At 56.3% G+C, this 19,345-nt stretch carries 15 protein-coding genes and 1 riboswitch; of the genes, 7 read left to right on the top strand and 8 right to left on the bottom strand.

All coding sequences use genetic code 11. The features are described from left to right. Positions 1 to 88: 88 nt before the first annotated feature. Positions 89 to 1,942: a carbon starvation CstA family protein gene (locus AC6IY8_RS05545; protein WP_497777724.1), complete on the bottom strand. Its 1,854-nt coding sequence runs from the start codon at positions 1,940 to 1,942 to the stop codon at positions 89 to 91. 242 nt (positions 1,943 to 2,184) lie between these two features. After that, on the bottom strand, positions 2,185 to 3,897 hold the full coding sequence (locus AC6IY8_RS05540) for a class I adenylate-forming enzyme family protein (protein WP_497777723.1): 1,713 nt from the start codon (positions 3,895 to 3,897) through the stop codon (positions 2,185 to 2,187). Positions 3,898 to 4,090: 193 nt separating this feature from the next. Here AC6IY8_RS05540 and ilvC point away from each other — a divergent pair, with 193 nt between their 5' ends. Together ilvC and ilvD are read left to right on the top strand one after the other, a co-directional pair. Then, positions 4,091 to 5,116, top strand: a complete 1,026-nt coding sequence (gene ilvC / locus AC6IY8_RS05535; RefSeq protein ID WP_497777721.1) for a ketol-acid reductoisomerase — start codon at positions 4,091 to 4,093, stop codon at positions 5,114 to 5,116. Positions 5,117 to 5,251: 135 nt separating this feature from the next. Then, positions 5,252 to 6,943: a dihydroxy-acid dehydratase gene (gene ilvD / locus AC6IY8_RS05530; RefSeq protein ID WP_497777720.1), complete on the top strand. Its 1,692-nt coding sequence runs from the start codon at positions 5,252 to 5,254 to the stop codon at positions 6,941 to 6,943. A gap of 112 nt (positions 6,944 to 7,055) precedes the next feature. On the opposite strand, the gene AC6IY8_RS05525 is transcribed toward ilvD, so the two are convergent. The 4 genes from AC6IY8_RS05525 to AC6IY8_RS05510 all read right to left on the bottom strand — a co-directional run bounded on the left by AC6IY8_RS05525 (position 7,056) and on the right by AC6IY8_RS05510 (position 10,406). Continuing rightward, positions 7,056 to 7,721: a PspA/IM30 family protein gene (locus AC6IY8_RS05525; protein ID WP_497777719.1), complete on the bottom strand. Its 666-nt coding sequence runs from the start codon at positions 7,719 to 7,721 to the stop codon at positions 7,056 to 7,058. Positions 7,722 to 7,790: 69 nt separating this feature from the next. After that, positions 7,791 to 9,257 (bottom strand): flotillin family protein, encoded by a 1,467-nt coding sequence (locus tag AC6IY8_RS05520; protein ID WP_497777718.1) that lies wholly within the window; start codon positions 9,255 to 9,257, stop codon positions 7,791 to 7,793. A gap of 31 nt (positions 9,258 to 9,288) precedes the next feature. Further along, positions 9,289 to 9,888 carry an NfeD family membrane protein gene (locus tag AC6IY8_RS05515; protein WP_497777717.1) on the bottom strand — a complete coding sequence of 200 codons (600 nt, stop codon included), beginning with the start codon at positions 9,886 to 9,888 and terminating at the stop codon, positions 9,289 to 9,291. Beyond that, a complete protein-coding gene (locus AC6IY8_RS05510; RefSeq protein WP_497777716.1) occupies positions 9,885 to 10,406 on the bottom strand; it encodes a transcriptional regulator in 522 nt (173 codons plus the stop codon). Before AC6IY8_RS05510 ends, AC6IY8_RS05515 begins: the two co-directional genes overlap by 4 nt. Before the next feature lie 178 nt (positions 10,407 to 10,584). Here AC6IY8_RS05510 and AC6IY8_RS05505 point away from each other — a divergent pair, with 178 nt between their 5' ends. From AC6IY8_RS05505 to AC6IY8_RS05490, 4 genes are all read left to right on the top strand, one after another. Next, on the top strand, positions 10,585 to 12,108 hold the full coding sequence (locus tag AC6IY8_RS05505) for an acyl-CoA synthetase (RefSeq protein ID WP_497777714.1): 1,524 nt from the start codon (positions 10,585 to 10,587) through the stop codon (positions 12,106 to 12,108). A gap of 80 nt (positions 12,109 to 12,188) precedes the next feature. Continuing rightward, entirely contained in the window at positions 12,189 to 13,700 is a 1,512-nt protein-coding gene (locus tag AC6IY8_RS05500; RefSeq protein WP_497777713.1) for a fumarate hydratase, read from the top strand. A 187-nt stretch (positions 13,701 to 13,887) separates the two neighbouring features. Continuing rightward, the gene (locus tag AC6IY8_RS05495) at positions 13,888 to 16,458 is read left to right on the top strand and encodes a protease pro-enzyme activation domain-containing protein (RefSeq protein WP_497777712.1); all 2,571 of its coding nucleotides are present in this window, start codon (positions 13,888 to 13,890) and stop codon (positions 16,456 to 16,458) included. A gap of 100 nt (positions 16,459 to 16,558) precedes the next feature. Then, entirely contained in the window at positions 16,559 to 17,197 is a 639-nt protein-coding gene (locus AC6IY8_RS05490; RefSeq protein WP_497777711.1) for an HAD family hydrolase, read from the top strand. A 3-nt stretch (positions 17,198 to 17,200) separates the two neighbouring features. Here AC6IY8_RS05490 and AC6IY8_RS05485 read toward each other — a convergent pair whose 3' ends face one another. Both AC6IY8_RS05485 and crcB read right to left on the bottom strand, forming a co-directional pair. Then, positions 17,201 to 17,518: a DUF190 domain-containing protein gene (locus AC6IY8_RS05485; RefSeq protein WP_497777710.1), complete on the bottom strand. Its 318-nt coding sequence runs from the start codon at positions 17,516 to 17,518 to the stop codon at positions 17,201 to 17,203. 45 nt (positions 17,519 to 17,563) lie between these two features. Continuing rightward, positions 17,564 to 17,938 carry a fluoride efflux transporter CrcB gene (crcB, locus tag AC6IY8_RS05480; protein ID WP_497777709.1) on the bottom strand — a complete coding sequence of 125 codons (375 nt, stop codon included), beginning with the start codon at positions 17,936 to 17,938 and terminating at the stop codon, positions 17,564 to 17,566. Between the two features lie 22 nt (positions 17,939 to 17,960). Next, positions 17,961 to 18,036: riboswitch (Fluoride riboswitch) on the bottom strand. 177 nt (positions 18,037 to 18,213) lie between these two features. On the opposite strand from crcB, the gene AC6IY8_RS05475 reads away from it, so the two are divergent. Continuing rightward, the gene (locus tag AC6IY8_RS05475; protein WP_497777708.1) at positions 18,214 to 19,338 is read left to right on the top strand and encodes a hypothetical protein; all 1,125 of its coding nucleotides are present in this window, start codon (positions 18,214 to 18,216) and stop codon (positions 19,336 to 19,338) included. The last annotated feature ends 7 nt before the right edge of the window (positions 19,339 to 19,345 follow it).

Below are 19,345 nucleotides of genomic sequence, written 5' to 3'. Positions count from 1 at the left end.
ACCCTCGCGAACATTTCTCGATTCGCTCGCGGGCAAAAGAAATCCGGCGTAAGCAGCCTTACGCCGGATAACCTGGGATCGCAACTCTCTAGCAGCAGCCCATCTTCACTTCGCCCTTCTCCGTAACCGGCGGACCGAATGCCTCCTCCGGGACAGGCGCGCCGTTCAGGACGAGGAACCAACGCCGTATCGCGTCAATGAGCACCAGCACCACGCCGACGATAAAGATCACCATCAGCGACGTATCAAGTAGTCCTGCAAAGTGCATACCGGGCTTTAACCTCAGCGGCCAGAAGATGTTCTGTATCGAGAGCACCCCGGCCGATATAGTTGTCACGCCCACGAAGCACATCGGAAGGATCGTCAACCAGGCATACTTCTGTTTGCCCATGTTGATCAGGAACGTGGTCGAGACCGCCAGAGCAATGGTGGCCAGCAACTGATTGCCCGTGCCAAACAGCGGCCAGATCGTAGAGATGTTTCCCGTCCAGATCAGATAACCCCATCCGGCAACGACCAACGTAGTAGCGCTCAGATTGCTTGGCAGCCACGCGTTATTTCCGAGCGGCTTGTAAACCTTGCCCATCAGTTCCTGCAATACGTAACGTGCGACGCGGGTTCCGGTATCGACTGTCGTGAGGATAAAGAGTGCCTCGAACATGATGGCGTAGTGATACCAATACCCCATCAGTTTATCCATGCCCGGCAATCCGCGGAAAATCTGGGCCATGCCAACTGCCAGTGACACCGCACCACCGCTGCGTCCGGCCAGTTTCTCGCCGACCTCCTGCGAGAACATGTCGAGGTTCACCGTGTGCAGTCCCAGTTTCGCAAACACATCAGGCGGGCAGTTGATGGCGAAGTAATCACCGGGGTGCATTGAGCAGGCAGCAATCAGAGCCAGCACGCCAACGAGCGATTCGCAAAGCATCGCACCGTATCCAATGAAGCGTGCGTCCGTCTCCTTGTCTAGCATCTTCGGCGTGGTGCCCGAAGAAACCAACGAGTGGAATCCTGATATTGCGCCGCAGGCAATCGTCACAAACAGGAACGGGAACAGCTTGCCCTTGATGATGGGGCCGCCGCCGTGCAGGTAAGGTGTAAAGTTCGGGAACTGGATGTTCGGGTGCACAATGAACACGCCCAGTATCAGAATGGCGATTGTTCCCAGCTTCACATAAGTGGAGAGATAGTCGCGCGGTTCAAGGAGTAACCAGACCGGCAGCACCGAAGCGACGAATCCGTAGATCATCATCATCGCTGTAATTTGGTGTGCGTTGAATGTCAGCGAACTCGCCATGCTGCTCTGCGCAAAAGAGTGACCACCGATCACCGCAGCGACCAGGCAAACCACGCCGAAAACGCTGGGTGCCGTGATTTTGATCTGTCCCGAGGAGCTCTTGAACATCCACATGCCCATGATGAGCGCGATCGGAATGGTCATGCCGATCGTGAACACTCCCCATGGACTATTCGCCAGCGCGTTGACAACGACGATGCCTAATCCTGCCAGCGTCACCAGCAGGATAAACAGCACCGCAATCATCGCCACCAACCCGGCAAAGGGACTGATTTCGGTGCGCGCGATGTCCGCCAGCGAGCGGCCTCGATGGCGTACCGACGCAACCATGACTGTGAAGTCCTGGACACACCCGGCGACGACTGCGCCAATCAGCAGCCAAAGAAATCCAGGAGCGAATCCGAACTGTGCTGCCAAGGTAGGGCCAACCAGCGGTCCTGCTCCAGCGATCGCGGCAAAGTGGTGTCCAAAGAGAACCCACTTTGGTGAAGGCACGTAATTGTGTCCATCTTCGTAGGTGTGTGCAGGAGTGATGCGGCGATCATCCAGCACCATCGCTTTCGCGGCGATGAATGCGCTGTAATACCGATATGCCAGGGCGTATACGCAAAGTGCACCCAGCATAATGGGAAACGTATTCATGGAACCCCCTATCTTCACAGTCACAACTGCAGATCAGAGCGACTACCGAACACTGACCGGAAACTATAAAAGGGAACGACTTTCGGTGCAATCAAATTGCGCTCACCTAGCTCCCTATCCTCCTGCACAATTCCCTTCGTGGCTCCGAACAGTTGAATCGGGTGCTGCAACCAGCGGCCCCTTTCTTTTGAGTTCATTGCGCATGGCGAGTTGCCCGCAAACACTCAATTCGTGTGCTCGCGTTAGAGACTCCGGCGACCTTGCAAATTGAGCTTCTCCATTTCCCGTTCTGCTCGCTCACGCAGAAGCAGGTAATCCGCTTTTGCAACGCGGTTCAGCGGGATCTGCCCCGGCTCCAGCAGCACGTAGTGATACGGGCGCATATATGAGGCCAATCCTCGCGCGTGCCGCTGCAACTGCGACACATCGAGTTGCCTTCCTGAATGCACTTCGATGAAAGCAACGATCGCCTCCGACGTAATCGGGTGAGGTACTCCAACAACGGCGCACAAAGCTACGCCGTCCATCGTCGAGAAGTGGTTCTCCACGTCGCCAGGAAACACCTGGTACCCCGAAGGCTTGATGATCAGCTTTGACCTTCCCGCCATGTGCAGCCCCGTGCTGTCGCGGTATCCAATGTCGCCCGTGTACAAATATCCGTCGCTGGAAATCGTTGCTGCCGTAGCTTCAGGATCGTTCACATATCCGAGAAACGTCTGCGGCCCTTGGAAACAGATATGTCCAAGCTCACCCTGCTTCAGTTCGCCGCCTGCGCTTCCGTCTTCCTGCATCGCAGCGCGAATCGACACTGGATAGACAGGCATGTCCTCACCCAGGCTTGTCGCACATTCCTCTGCGTGATCGCTTGAGGAACGAATGTACGTGCAGAACCCTGCCGCTTCGGTCAGCCCCAGCCCTGTTCCCACATTCGGAGCCATTCTCGCCACCTTCGCTACGAACGCGGGCGATACCTGCTGTCCCCCGAAGGCCGCAAGATCCAAGCTAGATAATTCGAATGACTCGAAATCTTTCAGCCTCCACTCGAACTGAAACATCGCCGGGATCTGCCCGATTGCCGTTACCTTGAAATCTGCAATGGCCCGCATCGACCGCAATGGATCGAAGATCGGCACCAGTACCGCGCAGCCGCCATCGAAGATCGTGCTCATCAGCAATTCGGTCTGGCAGCCCACATGACTCGGAGGCAGATTCACCAATGTGACCAGATCCGTGACCGATCCGTGAAGCAGAGCCCTGCTGAGGCACATATTCTGGCAGCTTATGTTCCTGTGCGATAGCAGTGCAGGTTTCGGCGAGCCAGTCGATCCGGTGGTGAAGATCACCAGCGCTCCATCCTCCGGCGTGACAGAGGCCGAAGCTTTCGCGTACTCGGCTTCGCGCTCTGCATTATTCGCGGTCAGTAAGCTCTGTGCCTGCTTCAACAACTCACCAACTGGAATCGCCCCCTTCTCATAGTCCTCCTGCGCTGAAAATTGCACGACCAGCTTCGGCGCGAACCTCTCTTTCACCTCCGCCAAAAAGTCTCTGAAATCCTCCACCGCGGGCGTCTTCACAAACGCGACACCGGCGGGTCCAATCTTGCTCAAACTCCGCATCAGCTCTTCCCTACTGAGACGCAGATCCAGAGGAACAAACACCACACCTATCCGGAAACATGCATATTCGAGCAAAATGTGTTCGCTCGTCAGCGGTAGCTCACTAACAAAGAACTCACCTTTGCGAAGTCCGTCTCTCAGCAGCAACATCGCCAGAGCCCGGCTCATCCCTTCGAACTCCGACCACGACAAGCGCTGGTTCCGGTCAGAATCAATTAGCGAAATCGCATTGGGCTTCTCCTTCGCCCACTTCTCTACCGCGCCATGAAGCAGATGACGGTCGCTGAATCGCTGTTCATAATCTTCCAAAGCAAAAACACGGGGCGGCTGTATCGACATACGCAAGATGCTATAACGTAATGCTGCTTTTCACGAGATTCCGGCGCCCTGAGGCGGCACAAACAGTATTCGCGTTCCTGATGCTATTAGTTTTTTCGATAAGCCATTGACATACATTCACAAATGGCGGAGCATTCTTTATCAAACCGACCGCCCCGGTCGGCTTTTTTTCATACATTCAAAAGGAGCTTCCTTGGCCACTATCTTCTACGCCCACGACGCCAATCCCGATGCGCTCAAGCGCAAAACCATAGCCGTATTCGGATACGGTAGTCAGGGTCACGCCCAGGCGCTCAACCTGCGTGAAAGCGGTTACAGCGTCATCATTGGACTCGACCCAGAGCGCGCCACTGCAAAGCGCGCCCGCGAAGATGGTTTCGAAGTGCTCGCTCCAGCTGAAGCGGCCAAGCGCGCCGATTATCTGCAGATTCTCACTCCGGACGAAACTCAGGGCGAACTCTACGCCGAGTCCATCCGTCCCAACCTCACTAAGGGCAAGGTTTTAGGCTTCTCCCACGGCTTCTCCGTCCACTTCAAGACGATCGAGCCTCCTGCCGACGTTGACGTGGTCATGATCGCTCCCAAGAGTCCCGGACACCTTGTCCGCCGCCAGTACACCGAAGGCCGTGGTGTGCCCGCGCTCATTGCAATCCACCAGGACGCCAGTGGACAAGCCAAGGAACTGGCTCTCGCTTACGCCGACGGCATCGGCTCGACCCGCGCCGGAGTGCTCCAGACGACATTCAAGGAAGAAACAGAAAGCGACCTTTTCGGCGAACAGGCCGTTCTATGCGGTGGCCTCACGTCACTAATCAAGAAGGGTTTTGAGACGCTGGTCGAGGCTGGCTATCAGCCGGAAATCGCATACTTCGAGTGCCTGCACGAGATGAAGCTCATCGTTGACCTTATCTATGAAGGCGGCCTCGATCGCATGCGCTACTCCATCTCCAACACCGCTGAATACGGCGATCTGACTCGCGGTGAAATGGTCGTTGGCGACACCACGCGCCAGGCCATGAAAGAGGTGCTGCGCCAGATTCAGGCTGGCGAATTTGCCCGCGAGTGGATTGCCGAGCATCGCGGCGGTAACAAGAAGTTTAACGAGCTGCGCGCTGCCGAAAAGAGCCACCAAATTGAGGAAGTCGGCGCTCGACTGCGCAGCATGATGGACTGGCTGCCCGACGCAACAAAGAGCACCGCCAAAAAGGTAAACGCCTAATCTTTAACCAGAACTGAAGGAGCCGGGGCGTCGAACTCCAATCGCGACCCCGGCTGCACTAGCAGTTCTGCCTTCCCTGCTGCATTGAAGCCTTCATGAGTCACCGCCCGGCTCTCCCTCTGAATGGAAGACTCAATGAACCTCAAGCATCGCAGCTCTCAAATCACTGACGGACGCGATCAGGCTCCTGCCCGCGCCATGTTCAAGGCCATCGGCTTCAACGATGCGGACCTTGCCAAGCCCCTCATCGGTGTCGCGAACACCTGGATCGAAACGATGCCCTGCAACTACCACCTGCGCGATCTCGCCGCTAAGGTCAAGGAGGGCATCCGACGCGCTGGTGGCACACCCATGGAGTTCAACACGGTCGCGATCAGCGACGGCGAAACCATGGGCACCAAAGGTATGCGCGCCTCGCTCATCAGCCGCGAAATCATAGCCGACTCTATCGAACTCGTCTGCCGTGGCCAGCTCTTCGATGCGGTCGTTTGCGTTGTCGGCTGTGACAAGACGATTCCCGCCGCAGCCATGGCATTGGCCCGACTTAACATCCCCGGCTTCGTGCTCTATGGAGGCACCATCGCTCCGGGAAAATTCAAAGGTAAAGACGTCACGATTCAAGACGTGTTTGAAGCCGTTGGGGCCAACGCCGCCGGAAAAATGAACGATGCAGATTTGCTCGCGCTCGAAAATGTAGCCTGCCCCGGTGCGGGTGCTTGCGGGGGGCAGTACACGGCCAACACCATGTCCACCGTGATGGAGTTCATTGGCCTCTCACCTATGGGATTCAACAGCGTGCCCGCGCTATCGCCAGAAAAGGATTCCATCGCATTAGAGTGTGGCGAGGTCGTTATGAACCTGCTCCGCCGCGGCGTTCTTCCTCGCAGCATCCTCACCCCGCACGCGTTCGAGAACGCTATCACGTCAGTCGCGAGCACCAGTGGTTCCACCAACGCTGTACTGCATCTCCTGGCAATCTCGCGCGAGGCCGATATGGCTCTTGATATCGACGACTTTCAGGCCATCAGCGAGCGAACTCCAATCCTTGCCGACCTTAAACCTGCCGGTCGCTACGTCGCCGCAGACGTTCACACCGCCGGAGGCAATCGCGTCCTCGCTCGCCGCCTGCTTGACCTGGGATTGCTTCACGGCGATGCCATCACTGTCTCTGGTAAGACACTCAGCGAAGAAGCCGCGGAAGCGCAAGAAACAGCCGGTCAGTCGGTAATCGTACCCGCCAATCAGCCGCTGAAGAAGACCGGAGGCTTGGTGATCCTCCACGGAAACATTGCGCCCGAAGGCTGCGTCGTTAAAGTCAGTGGACACGAACGTCCCAGCCATAAAGGTCCTGCTCGTGTCTTCGAGAGTGAAGAAGAAGCCATGACCGCCGTCACTTCCAAACGCATTTGCCCTGGCGACGTCGTAGTTATCCGCAACGAAGGTCCTCGCGGTGGCCCCGGTATGCGCGAAATGCTATCGGTCACGGCCGCCATCGTCGGAGAAGGTCTCGGCGAAAGCGTAGCTCTCATCACCGATGGCCGATTCAGTGGAGCCACTCGCGGCCTCATGATCGGCCACGTCTCACCCGAAGCCGCGCTCGGCGGCCCCATTGGAGTCATTCAGGAAGGCGAGACAATCGAGATCGACGTGAACACTCGCAAGATCGAACTTGCAGTTGACTCCGCCACGCTCGAGCAGCGGCTCGCAAAGGTTACGGCCAGGGCCCCTGCTTACCGCAGCGGTGTCTACGCCAAATACATCGCGCTCGTCGCCTCTGCGTCGCAAGGCGCGATCACTAACCCTGGCGCAAACACGAAAAAAAGCTGATTTCGCGTTAGGACTTGAGACTTCAAGGCAGGTACTAGTATCCGAATTCCCACCCTGAATTCACAGACGAGTTCAGGGTGGGATGGTTTGTAATTTAGGGTGTCAGAACGCTCTATGCCGGCAGGCTCTTCTGCTGCTTCAGTTCCTGCAGCATGCGCTCGATCTCCTGTTCACGCTCGAGCTTCTCGAATTTACGGTCAATATCCTCTCCGCTCATTTCAACCGTCGCCTGCGTCACTGCCTCGGCTCGCAGCACTTTGTTACTCATGCGCTGGAACACGCCGTAGTTGTCCTGCGAATTCGCTTTCTGGCTGGCATCCGCCGCACGGCCGACGGCCTTTGTTCTCCGATGCTGCGCAATCAGCACTTCAGCCTTGCCTTCAGCCTCGGCGATCTTTCTCTGCAGCGCATTCAGCGCATCTTTCAAAATCTCAACCTGCGCCTTCTGATCTTCGATCTGCTCGACGAAGTTCTTGGCCAATTGCTTGTAGCTCATTGCGCGATCCAATCCCGCACGCGCAAGCTTATCGTCACCCTTACCCACCGCAAATTCCGCCTTGCGCATCCATTCTTGCTCTTGCGCCAAGTTCTCCTGTTGCTTCTTTTCCAGCAGGTGCAGATCCGCCAGTGCGATCGCCACCTGTGTCTTCACCTGCATGAACTGGTTCTGCATGTCGAGGATGACCTGCTTAATCATCTTCTCTGGGTTCTCGGCGCGATCCACCAGTTCATTCAAGTTAGCCCGGATCAATGTTGCCACGCGTTCCAGCAGTGCCATATGAACTCCTTTTCTGCACAAACAACTTCATGAACGAAGGGCGCGACCATCGCGCCCTTCGCAGTTCTGCTACTTCCCTGCGCCTTTCGCCAGCGTGTTGCCGTCCGTTCCGCCGTCTCCGGGCTTCGGTCCCTTGTCGCCGATTACACGTACCTGCGACATCAGATCCTTCACGCTCATACCTGAGAGCGCCTCGAACAGCGCCGGAACCTGAGCCGCCATCTGCGCGATGTCGCCAGTAATCTTGTTCGCGCCGGCGCTGTGTCCGTCGCCGGTGGAAACAATTGTGATCTTGTCCACCTGCGCCAGCGGAGCCGACAACGCACGCACCACTTCCGGCAGACCGGAAATAAGTTTGTCCACCACGGCAGCTTGGTTGTACTCCTGGTAAGCCTCGGCTTTCACGTTCATCGCCTTTGCCTCGGCCTCACCTTTCTTGAAGATGATCTCGGCTTCGGCTTCGCCCTGATCGCGAATATTCGTTGCCTTACCTTCAGCTTCAAGGGTCAAGCGCTGCTTCTCAGCCGCCGCCAGTGTTTCAATCCTCTGACGCTCGATTTCAGCCGGCTTCAACACCGTCGCAATCAATTCCTTCTCGCGACGTGCGATTTCGGCTTCCTGCACCAGCACCTGCTGTTCCTTCTCGGCCTTCTGCACCTTCACGGACTCGACCACTACTTGCTGCTGCATCACGTTTGTCTGGATTTCGTATGCTTTGTCAGCCTGAGCCTGCTGCTTCTTGACCGTTTCCGTGTACTCGGCTCGCTTAATGTCCAGATCGCGTTGCGCTTCAGCCTGCTTCGCCATTGAGAGCGTCTCGGCGGTCACCCGCTCCTGATCGGCCTGGGCCTTTGCGACCGCAGCTTCGCGTTGGGCAATTGCACGCTTCATCGCCGTGTCTCGTTCAGCCTCAGCCGTGGCCACATCGGCGTCGCGCTTGATGCGCGCCACATCAGGACGTCCCATGTTCGTGATGTACTCGTTCTGATCACGCACTTCCTTGATCGTGAACGAAATCACCACCAGTCCCATCTTGTTCATATCTTCGGCGCAGGTAGAGCGCATGCGGTCGCTCACCATCTCTGGCTGCTTCACAATCTCTTCCACTGTCAGCTGACCGATGATGCCGCGAAGGTGACCTTCCATCACAAGTCGAATTAACCCCTCGCGCTCTTCCGGACCCTTCGTCAGGAACTGCTCTGCGGCGGTCATGATGGATTCGGTGTCCGACTTCACCTTGATCTGCGCGACGGCCTCGACCGTCACTGCAACGCCCTGTTTCGTATAAAGGTCCTGCTTTGGAGCCACATCAAACGACATCAGCTCCAGCGAAAGCTCGCGTGCGTTTTCGATCATCGGGATAATGACAGTGCCTTTCCCCTTGATGATTCGCATTCCGCGAAACCCATAGACCACCAGCGCCTCATGCGGCCCCGCCTTGCGATACAGCTTCGCAAATGCCGCAAAGGCAAACATGACCACAAGCACGCACAGCCCAGCTAACACCATCACTTCTGTCGGGATCTGAAATCCCATATTGCCTCCTCAGGCACAGCCATTAGTGAAACTACGATTGCAGAGACTTCGTTCCAACTTCATCGGCCAACTCGTCCCAGCGCCGCACATATGCAATGCCCCGCTCATAACGAGTCACAACTACTTCCACATCCTTATCAATCTCGTTGCCATCTTCGCTCCGTGCGGCGATCGCACATCGAGAACCTTGCTGCGAGTACATGATTTCCCCTGTCCCGCCCGGACGCAGACGCGAACTCACCCTGCCCAGCACGCCGACCATGTCATAGTCCGCCGCGTCCATCGGAGCTTCGAATCGCATCAGCACTCGCGTCACCAGCAAAAATACCAATGTCGCGCCCACAAATCCGCCGACAATCGCAATGAGCAACGCCGCAAGCGCATAAACATGCGAGTGGCGCGTCAATAGGTAGCCAATCCCGCCAAACCACGCGAGGAATGCCGTGATCGTTCCCAGATTCACAGCCGGCAGAGCGCCTCCGCCGCCTGAGTGAGGCACATGCCCCACGTGCCCCAAGTCAAAATGAAACGGCAAGTGCAGATGCAGATGAACTCCGCCCATCAACACCGAAAGGGCGCTGAGCACAAAGCCCACCAGGAAACAAGTCAGATACAGTTCCGCAATCGTCATTTTCCGTTCCCCTTCCGCAAATGCTCCCGCCCGTCACTCGGCGGAAGCGCCGCCTCCGGCCTCAAGACTTCCATCAACCGATCCACCAGGCTCGGCGTCTCCAAAATCGCTCCGAGTAAAACCAGGCAGCGGCGCGAGTCTTCGTGCTTCGCAACCTGGAGCAACGCATGCGCCACCTTAGGATCCCGCCGGAACCTTTCGGCTCCGCTGATCAGCCAAAGATCGAGCGTATCTTCCATGACGCGCGCATCACTTACTAGTTCGGTGTGATAGCCCTCGGGATCGTCCACCATATACCCGGGATGAACCTTGAAGAACTTCGAAAGCAGCATGCGTGTTGAATTTGTAAGGTGAGGACGCGCCCCGCTTTCGAGTTGCGACAGATAACTTTGGCTGAGCGCCTTCCCCGTCTCTTGCCTGATTGCGCGAACAGTTTCAAGCTGCGTCATCTCGCGTCCCAGGCCGCGCATCGTGCCTTCCATCAGGCGCAAGTACCGTAATTTCGCTCCAAGCTTCATATAACGGATTGCAATATTAGTATTGCAATTTGCGATACGTCAACTGAAATCAGCAACATATTTCGATTTCGCCGCATTCATCTGTACTGAAAAGACTTGTTACCGCCCCCAACTCTCGCACGCTTTCAGCAACCATCTCGTTCAGAAACGGATACAATCTCTGCCGAGCGCTCTACACATGATCTCCACGAGCACACTTCCAACCATCGCCCGCGCCGAAACTCATCGTGAACGTCTCGCCATCGTCGACTCTCAAGGCACCTATTCGTACGCCGACCTTCTCGACCGCTCTGTAGCCGTTGCTTCAGCTCTGCTTCATGGGCGAGAGGACCTGCACGAGCAACGCGTCGCTTTCCTCATAACTCCGAGTTTTGCGTGGGTTGCGACTCTCTGGGCCATCTGGCGGGCGGGAGGCATAGCTGTGCCGCTTCCTATGGGATCGCCCGCACCTGAACTTGAGTACCTACTCGACGACTCCCATCCCGAGGCGCTGATCTTAGACGATCACTCTGTTGAGTTACTCACCCCCCTTGCAGACCAGCGCGGCATCCGCCTCCTCTCCGTTGCTGAGGCACTTGCCTGCACGCCAGCAGCGCTGCCCATGGTTAGCTCTAATCGCCGGGCGATGATCCTCTACACCAGCGGCACAACAAATCGCCCGAAGGGCGTAGTAACGACTCACGACAACATCGCCGCCCAGATCACCTCGCTCATTCATGCGTGGGAATGGACTTCGAATGACCGCATTCTGCTCTTTCTTCCGCTTCATCACGTGCACGGCATCATTAATGTCGTGAGCTGCGCACTTTGGTCGGGAGCTGTCTGCGAAATGCTTCCCCGGTTTGACGCCTCTACCGTGATACAGCGGATTGCATCGGGTTCCCTCACGCTGTTCATGGCAGTTCCGACTATCTACGCCAAGCTCATTTCTGCATGGGAATCGGCACCCACCACAGTTCAATCTGCCTTCACCGAAGGCTGCCGCAAACTCCGCCTCATGGTCTCTGGATCAGCCGCGCTCCCGGTCGCAACTCTTGAGAGATGGAAAGAGATCAGCGGGCACACGCTTCTGGAGCGCTATGGCATAACCGAAATCGGTATGGCCCTCTCCAACCCTCTGCACGGCACGCGAGTTCCCGGCTGCGTAGGTACCGCCCTGCCCGGCGTCGAAGCGCAACTTGTGAACGAAACAGGAGTGCCAGTGTCTGAGGGCACTCCCGGGGAAATCGAAATCAAAGGTCCTGCCGTATTCAAGGAGTACTGGAACAAGCCTGAAGCAACGCATTCGGCTTTCCGGGACGGATGGTTTCGTACTGGCGACACTGCCACCGTTGAGAATGGTGTCTATCGCATTCTTGGACGTACCAACGTTGACATCCTTAAATCAGGCGGGCATAAGATCTCGGCGCTTGAGGTCGAAGAAGTACTTCGTGAACATGCATGCATTGCCGATTGTGCTGTCGTGGGAGTTCCCGACCCCGAATGGGGCGAACGCGTCGCCGCCGCCATCGTTCTCCGCCAAGGGACATCGCTCACCCTCGAATCGCTTCGATCCTGGGCCAAGGAGCGCATCGCAGGCTATAAAGCCCCGACCCAGATACTTACCGTCCCCGAGCTTCCCCGCAACGCCATGGGAAAGGTCACCAAACCTGCCGTCGCCAAGCTCTTCACGCAGCAGAAGGATCAACCTTCCCCCGTGTAGCAGGGCAAACAACAGAACGGTTTACGGCACTGCTTTTTAATTCAATAATGTATTCAGTCCTTAACTAAAGGAACGCCATAATGACAATCATCCAGCAAGAAGATCTCGTCCAGAGCGTTGCCGACGCTCTACAGTTCATCTCCTACTATCATCCGGTTGACTTCATCCGCAGCCTCACCGCGGCGTACGAGCGCGAGCAGGCTCCGGCAGCCAAGGATGCCATTGCGCAGCTTCTTATCAACTCCCGCATGTGCGCCGAGGGCCATCGACCCATTTGCCAGGACACCGGCATCGTCACTGTCTTTCTGAAGGTCGGAATGGATGTGCACATTCAGGGCACATTGCCGCTTGAAGAAATGGTCAACGAAGGCGTGCGCCGCGCCTACACACTGCCCGAGAACAAGCTTCGTGCATCCGTACTTGCCGACCCTGCAGGAGCCCGCAAGAACACAAAGGACAACACACCGGCGGTCGTAAACGTCTCGATTGTTCCCGGCAACAAGATCGACGTCATCGTTGCTGCGAAAGGTGGCGGCTCCGAAGCGAAGTCGAAGTTCGTCATGCTGAATCCGTCCGACTCCATCGTGGAGTGGGTCCTCAAGACCGTGCCCACCATGGGAGCAGGATGGTGCCCTCCGGGAATTATCGGAATCGGTATCGGCGGCACTGCCGAAAAGGCCATGCTGCTAGCCAAAGAAGCTCTCATGGAGCCGATCGACATTCAGGACCTGAAGGCCCGCGGCGCGAAGAACCGGGCCGAAGAACTCCGCCTTGAGCTTTATGACAAGATCAACGCGCTCGGCATCGGAGCCCAGGGACTTGGCGGTCTAACCACGGTTCTCGACGTTAAGGTAAAAGACTATCCGACCCACGCTGCCAACCTGCCAATCGCAATGATTCCCAACTGCGCTGCTACACGCCACGCACACTTCACTCTTGACAGCACCGGCGCCGTCTCGCTTCAGCCACCTTCACTCAAGGATTGGCCTGAGCTCACCTATAGTCCTGCCTCAGCTCGCCGCGTCGATCTCAACAAGGTCACCCGAGAAGAGGTTCAATCCTGGAAGCCCGGCGAGGTGATCCTGCTTAATGGCAAGCTCCTGACCGGGCGAGACGCTGCCCACAAGCGGCTCACCGAAATGCTTGATCGCGGCGAAAAACTTCCTGTGGACTTCACGAACCGTTTCATCTATTACGTTGGCCCGGTCGATCCCGTTCGCGATGAAGTAGTCGGACCTGCTGGTCCCACTACCTCGACACGCATGGATAAGTTCACCCGCCAGATGCTCGAGCAGACGGGCCTCCTTGGAATGGTTGGCAAAGCCGAGCGGGGTCCTGCTGCCATCGAGGCCATCAAGGACAATAAGGCCGTGTACCTCATGGCCGTTGGGGGCGCAGCCTACCTGGTCGCCAAGGCAATCAAGAAGTCCAAGGTCCTTGCCTTCGCCGACCTAGGCATGGAAGCCATCTACGAGTTCGAGGTGCAGGACATGCCTGTAACCGTAGCCGTGGATTCCAAAGGCTCAGCCGTCCACGAAACCGGCCCGGGTGAGTGGAAAGAAAAGATTGCCGAACTCCAAGTCATCGGCTAAACAAGTGGCAAGCAATTCGGCGGAGCCACTCGGCTCCGCCTTTCTTTTTGTCGCGATTTCTGCCTGAATCGGGACGTACTCCCATAAATGCCCGCAAATTCTCCTAAGGCGTAGCAAACCTATAAGCCTGATCAGGATTGGTGGAGCTCTGCCGATAGGACTTTCGAGGCTTCAGCTTCGTCCGCCTATGAAGAGAGTTCTTACGATCACCTTGATTATGCTGGCATCCACTGCTGTGTGGTGTATGGATGCAGTGAATCCTCGACCCAGTTTCGCAGCCCGAAGATATTCTTCGAGCGATCATGGCCCGGAATCTCCAAACCGCGTCATCAATCACGCGGTGCTGATTTTGCGCCCGAGCCCGCGAGCCCAACTCGCACTTGAGGAAATGCTGCGCGAGCAAACAGATCCGGCGAGCTCGAACTATCACAGATGGCTTACGCCACGACAATTTGCCGCGCAATTCGGAGCGACTCGCGAATCTATCCGCACCGCAACCACCTGGCTCCAAGAGAATGGAATGGAGCACATTCATCTATCACCGAGCGGCCGCTTTCTGACTTTTTCGGCTACGGTGTCGAAGGTTACAGAGGGGTTCCATACCCCAATCCATCATTATGTCGTCAGCGGAACTGACCATTTCTCAAACACCGTGGAGCCGACCATTCCAACCGATTTGGCTCCAATCGTCTCCGGTGTTGTCGGACTTGATGACCTCGCCACGTCTGAGCGCACGCCGCGCCCTCAATTCCTTACAACGTCAAACGGAAACCTACTCGGTCCCGACGATCTTGCGACCGTATACAACGTGAAAGCGTTATACGACCACTCGATCGATGGGACCGGGATCACCATTGCAGTTCCTGGAATCGCGAGCGTAGCCCTCGAAGACTATCGAGCTTTCCGTAGACAATTCGGACTTGCTGCGAACGACTACTCTGTCGCGAACGTTCCTGACGACCCCAGCACTGTTGGCGCAAGCATCTACTCGCTCGAAGCGACGCTCGACCTTGAGATCGTTGGTTCACTCGCACGAAACTCCAAAATCCTCTACGTGCCTTCATCGAATGTGTTGACCAGCGTGCAATACATAATCGAAAACAACCTCGCTCACATCATCAGCTACTCCTACGCCGAATGCGAACGAGACGGAGGAGGCTCTCTCGCGCCGTATTACCAAGCTCTCGCGCAGGAAGCCAGTGCGCAAGGTATCACCTGGATCGCTGCAGCAGGCGACAACGGCGCCGCAGGTTGCGATACAAATGACCTTGCCGCAAGTAACGGTCTTGCAGTAACTCTGCCGGCGAGCGTGCCGGAGGTGACCGGCATCGGGGGAACCAACTTCAACGACTACCCGGGCCAGTACTGGGCTACCAGCAATAATGCGCAGGCGGGCAATGCCGTGTCCTACATTCCTGAAGTCGCCTGGAGTAACGCGCAGAACACCGGAATTGGAGTCAGTGGTGGCGGAGGCGGAGTAAGCGCTTACTTTCCTCGGCCCGCATTCCAGAAGGACATAGCGCAAACATCAACATCGGGCAGGATGGTGCCCGACCTCTCCTTCGCGGCTGCGGTTGGATATTCCATCGTGTACGGCGGAGCTCCGCAGATTGTGGCCGGAACATCGGCCGCAACGCCTGTCTTCGCGGGAATTCTCGCGTTGGTTCAACACTATTTGCAAGCTCATGGCGCACTCTCAACGCCAGGGCTCGGAAATGTGAATCCAAATCTATATGCTCTCAGCACAAGTGTTCCCTCCGCTTTCCACGACATAACGACAGGGACTAACTACGTCGCATGTGCCGTCGGCACTACCGATTGCCAAACCGGAGTTATGGGCTGGAATGCCGCGTCCGGATATGACATGGCTACGGGCCTCGGCAGCGTTGACGCCTACGCGCTCGCCTCCAACTGGACTGCAGTATCCTCGTTGCCGCAGACAAGTGTCTCGACCGTGACCAGGCTTTCAACCGTGACCAATCCCGTAACACTGGGAGGCATCACATCCACGACCGCGACAATTCAGGCCTCCTCCCTGTATATGAGCGGGACAGTAACGTTCAAAGTGGGCGATCACTTATTAGGCAGAGCAGAAGTCGCAAGCGGAAAAGCCACGCTCGCCAACATCGCGGTAAACACAAGCAACGGGTTCAACGTTGGCTCCGCTCAGATTACTGCGACCTATAGTGGCGACGCGACGTTTGCATCGTCAACCGCAGATCTCATACTCACGGTCAGTTCGCCCACCTACACGATTGCACCGACCGCGTCGGCCGTGGCGAGCGGTTCACCTGTGATTCTGACTCTCACCTCCAGTGGCTACGCCGGAACAGTTTCATTTGCCACAAGCATTTCGGCTCAAGACGGCACACCGGTAAACATAAAGGTGACTTCTCCATCCGTCGCGCTCACGAGTGGAGGAACCGCGAGCTCAACTCTTTCCATCACAACCAGATCGCCTGCATCCGCTCGCGTCAATCGTTCAAGTTGGCTGGGCTATACCCCCGCGGTCTTTGGCATTCTCATACTCGGAACATCGTTCTCAAGGCGTAAACAGCGCGTATGGTTGCTTCTCTTGATCGCGCTCGCGGTGTCGGCCTGCGGGTTTCTCGCGGCGTGCGGGTCTGGCGGAGCCCTCAAGACCACCTCCCGCAGCAGTGACAATTCGACCCATCGCTATATATTGACTATTACTCCGAAAGGATCAGGAATCGTATCGGATCCTTCTCCCATCAGTATCATTGTGACTGCCGATTGAAGCCATCTGGCCTTCCTCGCACTTCCTTCCCGCTCAGGAGGCTGCGCGTTTCGGTTTTCACTTATAACAATCGCGACGGGACTTAAGGGGAGAGTTCGGCTTGCCAATCACTACTTTATTTTTGGACCTAGGCGGAGTTCTGCTGACAAATGGATGGGATCGGAACTCACGCGAACTTGCGGCTAAGACTTTCGGACTTGATCGCAAGGAGATGGACGAGCGCCACCACCTCACCTTCGACACCTATGAAGCCGGCAAACTCACGCTGGACGAGTATTTGCGTCGCGTCGTGTTCTACGAGAAAAGGAGCTTCAGCGAGCAGGAGTTCCGCACCTTTATGTACTCGCAATCCAAAGCTTTCCCTGAGATGATCGACCTCGTCCGGACACTCAAGGCACAGTACAGGTTGAAAATTGCTGTGGTTAACAACGAAGGGCGCGAGCTGAATGAAGCCCGCATCCAGCATTTCAAATTGAACACGATCGTGGATTTCTTCGTTTCGTCCTGCTTCGTCCACGTTCGAAAGCCTGACCCTGATATTTATCGGATTGCGCTTGATATCGCACAAGTTCCGCCTGAACGCGTAGCTTATCTGGATGATCGCCTGATGTTCGTCGAAGTAGCGCAAACACTGGGAGTCAATGGCATTCATCACACCGACCATGAATCCACTTGCCAGAAGCTCTCGGCATTGGGCCTTAAGCTCGAGGAGCGCCGCGCCATGCCCGACCTTGTCTGAGTTCTAGTCGAGACTTCCCTGCTCCAGCACGACATTCTCGCGCACGATGAGCCTGTGTGCAGCCATCTCCTTAAGCTTAGGTAAGACGCGCTGCACATGCTCATCTGTATCGACGAAAGTTACCACCACCGGAAGTTTCCCTCCCGCATCAACGAGTGTCGCGGTCTTAAGCCGCATGCGCCCCAGGAAACCGGCCACCGCATGGTATGCCACGGCGCTCGCAACATTCTCTTCGCGGAGGTACTTGAGCACCTGCAGATGCAACGCGCGTCGTTGCCATTCATCACTCTCGAGCAGGTACATCGTCACCTGAACAGCCATTTTTCTCTCTCCCTGACTTGCTTGCTCTGCCTTCGATTCAGTGAGCTATATACTGCGCGCAATCACGGCTCCGGCCAACACCCCAGCCAGACAAAGTAAGTTGTTCGCCAGCACGTTCGATGCGAATAGCATGTAATGCCCTTGCTCGAAAAGTGAAAAACTCTCGAATGCAAAGCTCGAGAATGTGGTATAGGAACCGCAAAAGCCAACGGCGATCAGCAATCGCCATCTTGGATCGGGCAATGCGCGCTCCGTGCTCCAGATCAGAAACATCCCTAGTATGAAGCTACCTGTGATGTTGATGAGAAGCGTGCCATAGGGAAAGGACGCTGTCACGAGTTTGGCGACATAACGGCTTATCAAATAACGCGCGCTGGCGCCCACAATGGCGCCAATCGATACCCACAGATATGCAAGCACTGGGCGTGATTCTCCTGGACTTCGACTGGTAGGAGTTATCAGCCGCACTCGTCCAGCAAGCGCAACGGTTAGAAGCGAACTCCATCGCTTATAGGCAGTATTCTACCAACTCACAAATCCACCCGCTACAGTCCAGTGCCCGGCGATGCTGGTCGTGATCCTTGGGTTGGCTTCCAGCGTTGTTGCATCAGCAGCTCCCGATTCTTCTCGCGCCATGTATTTACGGCTGCGTTTTTCGTACTACACTCTTTCGCGCTGCATTTCAGGAGGTCCTCGTGCGCTGTCGAATCACGTCCTTGCTTGTGCTCTCGGTCGCCTTCCCTTCAGGGCTGTTTGCTGACTTCCATTACACCGAATCTTCTCGTATCAGCGGCGGTTCGATCATGGGCATGATGCGACTGGCTGGCGCATTCAGCAAACAAGCACGCCAGATCAATGATCCTGTCGTCTCCCACGTTTATGTGCAGGGTAATCGCATGGCTCGCATTCAGCCCGATAGCTCCGAGATCATCGACCTCGACAAGGATACAGTGACCCACATCGATCACCAGAAGAAGACCTACTACATAATCACGTTTCAGCAGATGAAAGAGCAGTTCGAGGAAGCGCAGCGTGAGGCCGCGCAGCGCGCGCAGGAAAAGCCACAAAGGGACGAGACACCGAATACCACGGATATGAAATTCGATGTTGCGGTTCGAAATACCGGGGCGACCAAAGAGCTTAGTGGTCTGGATACGAAAGAGTCGATCCTGACGCTCACCATGCAGGCAACAGACCAGAAGAGTGGGCAGAGCGGCAATCTCACAATGACCAATGATCTATGGATGGCGGCCGACATCCCCGGCTATCAGGAAGTGCGCGATTTCAACCTGCGATATGCAAAGAAACTCGGCGAGGTTTACGGCAGCGTAACGGCGCCAATGATTGCTTCTATGCGAGCGCAGATCAAGCCCGGCTCCACGCAGGGAATGGGCGAGATGGCAAAAGAAGTTTCCAAGCTTAAGGGAATTCCTGTTTACACGGTTATGCGTATGGGAAGCACGCCCGATGGCAAGCCTCTTCCGGCAGCTTCGGAAGCACCTCTCCCCGCAGAAAGCCAGGACGCAAACATTCCCTCCAAAGGGGAGATGGCCAAAGAAGGTGCGAGCAACGCTGCGACCTCAGCGATCGCCAGTAAACTCGGGGGCTTTGGCGGCATGATGGGCGGCTTCGGACGCAAGAAAAAGCAGGAGCCAGTTCCTGCGGCTACGCCCGAGAACACCCAGCCAGCCAATATGGTCTTGATGGAGACTACATCTGAGATGAGCAACTTCTCCATCGAGCGTTTGGATGGATCGCAGTTCCGCCCACCCTCGGGATACACACAGGTGCCGCTTCCAACGCGATCCTCAACTAGGTGAGTTTAGG

This window comes from Koromonas soli (assembly GCF_059726265.1).
Note: the sequence above shows the minus strand (reverse complement) of the source record. Positions and strands in the feature narration are given on the sequence as shown.

What these genes read in the sequence shown, in the direction of transcription:
- AC6IY8_RS05500 (WP_497777713.1), top strand. Translation starts at nt 12,189, where the DNA reads ATGACAATCATCCAGCAAGAAGATCTCGTCCAGAGCGTTGCCGACGCT.
- AC6IY8_RS05495 (WP_497777712.1), top strand. Translation starts at nt 13,888, where the DNA reads ATGAAGAGAGTTCTTACGATCACCTTGATTATGCTGGCATCCACTGCT.
- AC6IY8_RS05540 (WP_497777723.1), bottom strand. Translation starts at nt 3,897, where the DNA reads ATGTCGATACAGCCGCCCCGTGTTTTTGCTTTGGAAGATTATGAACAG.
- AC6IY8_RS05505 (WP_497777714.1), top strand. Translation starts at nt 10,585, where the DNA reads ATGATCTCCACGAGCACACTTCCAACCATCGCCCGCGCCGAAACTCAT.
- AC6IY8_RS05525 (WP_497777719.1), bottom strand. Translation starts at nt 7,721, where the DNA reads ATGGCACTGCTGGAACGCGTGGCAACATTGATCCGGGCTAACTTGAAT.
- AC6IY8_RS05510 (WP_497777716.1), bottom strand. Translation starts at nt 10,406, where the DNA reads ATGAAGCTTGGAGCGAAATTACGGTACTTGCGCCTGATGGAAGGCACG.
- AC6IY8_RS05515 (WP_497777717.1), bottom strand. Translation starts at nt 9,888, where the DNA reads ATGACGATTGCGGAACTGTATCTGACTTGTTTCCTGGTGGGCTTTGTG.
- ilvD (WP_497777720.1), top strand. Translation starts at nt 5,252, where the DNA reads ATGAACCTCAAGCATCGCAGCTCTCAAATCACTGACGGACGCGATCAG.
- AC6IY8_RS05485 (WP_497777710.1), bottom strand. Translation starts at nt 17,518, where the DNA reads ATGGCTGTTCAGGTGACGATGTACCTGCTCGAGAGTGATGAATGGCAA.
- AC6IY8_RS05520 (WP_497777718.1), bottom strand. Translation starts at nt 9,257, where the DNA reads ATGGGATTTCAGATCCCGACAGAAGTGATGGTGTTAGCTGGGCTGTGC.
- AC6IY8_RS05545 (WP_497777724.1), bottom strand. Translation starts at nt 1,942, where the DNA reads ATGAATACGTTTCCCATTATGCTGGGTGCACTTTGCGTATACGCCCTG.